The sequence below is a fragment of the Nocardioides sp. genome, assembly GCF_031422975.1.
GTDB lineage: Bacteria > Actinomycetota > Actinomycetes > Propionibacteriales > Nocardioidaceae > Nocardioides.
The window spans coordinates 1-5,032 of sequence record NZ_JANPEO010000578.1 but is presented as its reverse complement, the minus strand read 5'-3'; the positions used below and the strand labels follow the sequence as shown (position 1 = coordinate 5,032).

The 5,032-nt window shown below is 70.7% G+C and carries 2 protein-coding genes and 1 pseudogene; 2 read left to right on the top strand and 1 reads right to left on the bottom strand.

Annotated features, from left to right (window positions below; translation table 11 throughout):
* Nucleotides 1-2,473: DNA polymerase I (gene polA / locus RMO85_RS17295; RefSeq protein WP_310529959.1), on the top strand; the 2,473-nt coding region annotated here is incomplete at its 5' end.
* On the opposite strand, the gene RMO85_RS17290 is transcribed toward polA, so the two are convergent.
* On the bottom strand, nucleotides 2,470-3,717 hold the full coding sequence (locus RMO85_RS17290) for a polysaccharide biosynthesis protein (protein WP_310529960.1): 1,248 nt from the start codon (nucleotides 3,715-3,717) through the stop codon (nucleotides 2,470-2,472). The genes polA and RMO85_RS17290 overlap by 4 nt on opposite strands.
* A 99-nt stretch (nucleotides 3,718-3,816) precedes the next feature.
* On the opposite strand from RMO85_RS17290, the pseudogene RMO85_RS17285 reads away from it, so the two are divergent.
* Nucleotides 3,817-5,032: pseudogene (locus tag RMO85_RS17285) on the top strand (hypothetical protein); the annotation flags it as partial.

Sequence of the window (5,032 nt, the reverse complement as noted above, 5' to 3'; positions counted from 1 at the left end):
CGCGGAGTACGCGGAGTACAAGGCCGGGCGCAACAAGACGCCCGACGAGGTCAGCAGCCAGCTGCCGTTGATCTGCGAGGTCCTCGATGCGCTGCGGATCGAGCACCTGATGATGGACGGCTACGAGGCCGACGACATCATCGCCACCCTCGTCACCGAGGCCATGGCCGACGGGATGGAGGTGCTGATCCTCACCGGCGACCGCGACTCCATCCAGCTCGTCACCGAGACCTCGACGGTGCTCTACCCGATGCGCGGGGTCAGTGACCTGGCCCGCCTGACTCCGGCCTACGTCGAGGACAAGTACGGCGTGCCGCCCTACCGCTATCCCGAGCTCGCCGCCATCGTGGGGGAGACCTCCGACAACCTGCCCGGTGTCCCCGGCGTCGGTCAGGGGTATGCCGCCAAGTGGATCAACCAGTTCGACGGGCTCGACAACGTGATCGCCCGGGCCGACGAGATCCCGGGCAAGAAGGGCGAGGCGTTGCGCGCGCACCTCGGTGACGTGATCCGCAATCGCCATCTCAACGCGCTGATCCGTGACCTGACGCTGCCCGTGCGCCCGGGGGAGACGGTCCGCCAGCCGTGGGACCGCACGGCTGCGCTCGAACTGCTCGACGAGCTCGAGTTCCGCGGAGAGCTGCGCACCCGGCTGATGGACACCATCGACCCCGCTGCCGGCGAGGAGGTCGCCGAGGCGGGCTTCGAGCTGGACGGTGAGCGACTGGCCGCCGGCACCGTGGCGGCCTGGCTCGCGCAGCACGCCAGCGACGGGGAGCGCGTCGGAGTCGCTGTCCAGGGCTCCTGGCGGGCCGGCACCGGGGAGGTCGTGTCCATCGCCCTGGCCTCGGGAGCCAGCGCCGGGGCCTGGATCGACGTCACCGAGATCTCGCCCGAGGACGACGCCACCGTGGCCGGTTGGCTGGCCGACGGGTCCCAGCCCAAGGTGCTGCACGACGCGAAGGGACCGACGCTGGCGCTCGCCGCGCGGGGCTGGGAGGTGCGTGGCCTGGCCGTGGACACCGCGCTCGCGGCCTACCTCGTCCAACCCGACCAGCGCTCCTACGACCTCGCGGACCTGACGCTGCGCTACCTCAAGCGTGAGCTCCGTCAGGACACCGGCGATGTCGACCAGCTGAGCTTCGACACCCTCGACGACACCGGCACCAGCGACGTCGCGATGCTGACGGCGCGGGCGATCCTCGACCTGGCTGAGGCCCTCGACGGGGCAGTCGAGGAGCACGGCGGCACCGCGCTCCTGGCCGATGTCGAGCTGCCGCTGATCGGCACCCTGGTGCGGATGGAGCAGACCGGCATCGCGATCGACACCGACTATCTCGAAGGGCTGGAGTCGGAGTTCGGCGACCAGGTGAAAGCCGCTGCCGCCGACGCCTACGACGTGATCGGCAAGGAGATCAACCTCGGCTCGCCCAAGCAGTTGCAGGTCGTGCTGTTCGACGAGCTCGACATGCCCAAGACCAAGCGCACCAAGACCGGCTACACCACGGACGCCGACGCGCTGCAGTCGTTGTACGAGAAGACCGAGCACCCGTTCCTGCAACACCTGCTGCGGCACCGCGACGTGATCCGGCTGCGCCAGACGGTCGAGGGGCTGCTCAAGACGGTCGCGTCCGACGGGCGGATCCACACGACGTACAACCAGATCATCGCCGCGACGGGACGCCTCTCCAGCACCGACCCCAACCTGCAGAACATCCCGATCCGGACCGAGGCCGGTCGCCGGATCCGGGAGGGCTTCGTCGTCGGCGAGGGCTACGAGTCCCTGATGACGGCCGACTACAGCCAGGTCGAGATGCGGATCATGGCCCACCTGTCCGAGGATGCCCTGCTGATCGAGGCCTTCCGCTCCGGACAGGACTTCCACTCGATGACGGCGGCGCGGGTCTTCGACATGGACGCCGACGCAGTCGGCACCGAGGAGCGCGCCAAGATCAAGGCGATGAACTACGGGCTGGCCTACGGCCTGTCGGCGTTCGGGCTCTCGCAGCAGCTGCGCATCGAGCCGTCCGAGGCGCGTGGGCTGATGGACGAGTACTTCGAGACCTTCGGTGGCATCCGCGACTACCTCGGCGGCATCGTGGACGAGGCGCGACGCTCGGGCTTCACCGAGACGATCATGGGGCGCCGGCGCTACCTGCCCGACCTCACCAGCGACAACCGGCAGCGGCGCGAGACTGCCGAGCGGATGGCGCTGAACGCACCCATCCAGGGTTCCGCGGCCGACCTGATCAAGGTCGCGATGCTGGGCGTCGAGTCCGCGATCGCCGAGCAGGGCCTCTCGTCACGGATGCTGCTGCAGGTCCACGACGAACTCGTCTTCGAGGTCGCGCCGGGCGAGAGCGACGCCCTGGCCGCGCTGGTGCGCGACCAGATGGGACGGGCGGCAGACCTGGCCGTCCCGCTCGACGTGTCCGTCGGCACCGGGCGCAGCTGGCACGAGGCGGCTCACTAGACCGTGGCGGTGGCGGGTTCCTCGGGAGAGGTTGCGCTCTCGCGCAGGAACCACGCGCTGATGGCGAGGAGGACGACCAGGAGCGCCAGGTCGACCAGGACGACGATCGTGACCAGGCCCAGCACCGAGTCGGCCGTGAGACCGACACCGACCATGGTGATCAGGGCCACCCACACGACGTACACCGAGCGCTTGCCCTGCCGGGCTAGCACCGAGTAGACGAGCAGCTGGATCATCGAGAGCAGCGTGCCCAAGATGGCGAAGAGCCAGAGCCGGGGCTCCACCTCGGCATACTTCGCGCCACCGACGAAGCGGATCGCGATGCTCGACAGCAGCCACGCGGCCACGGTGCCGGCGGCGCCGAGTGCGGCGACCAGCGACAGGCTGGTGACCAGGGCCTTGCGACGCTCGCCCCCCGTCGCCATCGACGGGAAGGCGACGATCACCACGAACTGGGGCAGGAACAGCATCGCCTTGGCAAGGATCAGGCCGCCGGCGTAGAGGCCGGCCTCGTGCTTGGACAGCACGTTGACCGCGACGATGATGTCGACGCTGCTGAGGGCGAAGAAGGCGAAGAGCGCCTGGCCGTTGCTGATGCTCTCCTTGAGCATCGCCATGCCGGTGTGCTCGGCGGACTTCGGACTCGGGTGCCGCTCGTGCCGCAGCACCCACAGGCCGACGAGCACCGGGGCCCAGAAGCTGATGCCCACACCGAGGAGCGCCCAGAACTCCGTCGGCCGCCACGCGATGAACGCCCCACCGATCACGAGTCGCGGCACCCCGGACGCGATGTAGAGGGCGCCGAGTCCGGCCCACCGGCGCTCGCCCTGCAGGATGCCGGCGAGCCCGCCCGCGATCGTCATCGGCACGGCCGAGGCAGCGATGATCAGGACGCCGCCGACGTGCTCCTGGTCGAGCACGCGTCGGATCACCGGGCTGAGCACGAGCAGGATGAGTCCCAGTGCCGCTGCGGCGCGGTAGGTGACGCGCCGGATCGAGTCCTCGATCTGGGCGACGTGCTGCGGCTCGGCGGAGATGCGCCGCGCGGCGGTCGCCTGCAGCCCGAGCGCGCCCACGCTGATGACGAGCAGCACGTTGAGCGACGCCGCGACGGCGCCGTACCTCTCCGTGCCGAGCAGGGGAGAGGCGAGGATCACGAAACCATAGGTCGCGAAGTTCATGATCGCCATGGACACCGCGATGCCGGAGCTGCTGTTGGCGATGCGTTCGACCGCGACTCTCATTCCCACGCCTGCGAGCCTAGTTGCTCGAAGCGCCACTACAGTCGGCACCTGCACAACCCGCGCGGCGCGCGAACGCGTCCGGCAGCGAAGGGATCGCAGGTGGAGAGACGACGACTGGCGCCGTCGCTGTGGTCCCTGCTGCTCGCCGTGCTGCTGCTGGGCGGAGCCCTGGGCCCTGGCTACGTGCTCAGCTACGACATGGTGTGGGTGCCGGACCTGGCCGTGACTCCCGATGTCTGGGGCGTGGGTACGGCGCTGCCGCGGGCGGTGCCCTCGGACGCGGTCGTCGCCCTGCTCGACGAGGTCATCCCCGGGATGCTGCTCCAGAAGCTGGTGCTGGTCGGGTCTCTCGTCGCGGCGGGAGACGGGGCCGCGGCGCTGGTCGGGCGCCTCTCACTCGGGGCCCAGCTGGTTGCCTCGTCGCTGATGGTGTGGAACGCCTTCGTCGTGGAGCGTCTCGTGATGGGGCACTGGCCGGTCCTGGTCGGGTATGCCGTGCTCCCGTGGCTGCTGGTCGTGTGTCGTCGCTGGGACCTCGGCACGAGGGCGCCCCTGGCCCTGCCGGCGCTGCTCCTGGTGGGCTCGCTCAGCGCCAGCACCGGCGTGGCCACTGCCGTCGCTGCGCTGGCGGGTGGCTGGCGCCGCGGAGCCGTGACTCGCAACGCGACCCTCGCGGGGCTGGGCGTCGTCGCCAACCTGCCCTGGTTGGTCGCCGGGCTGCTGCACTCGGGTGACGCCACCTCGGCCGCGGCCGGTGCCCGGGTGTTCGCCGCGAGTGACGAGGGCCTGCTCCCGGGTCCGCTCGCTGCGTTGTCCCTGGGCGGCATCTGGAACGCGGAAGTGGTGCCGGCGACGCGGCTGGGCTTCCTGGCCGTCGTCTCCTTGGTGCTCGTGGGGTCGCTCGCGATCCTTGGCTGGCGCGCGCACAGACGTACACCCATCGGGGGGTTCGGCGCGCTCGTGCTCTGCTGGGGGGTGGGCATCGGACTGGCCATGGTGAGCTGGTCGGCCCCCGGAGCCGTCGGGTGGTGGGCCGCGCACGTGCCGGGCGGGGGACTGCTCCGCGATGGTTCCCGGTTGCTGGCGCTGGCGGCGCCCTTGACGGTGGTGCTCGCCGCCCGTGGCGCCGAGTCGCTGCTCGACCTCACGCCCGATCGCGCCACCCGGGTGCTCGTGGCCGGCCTTGTGGCGGTGGCGCCGCTGGCCCTGATGCCCGATGCCGCCCTCGGCTCGGCGGGCAAGCTCGGTGCCGTCGACTTCCCGGCGGTCCTCACCGACGTCCGGACCGCCGTGCGCGGGGCGCCGGCCGGCGATG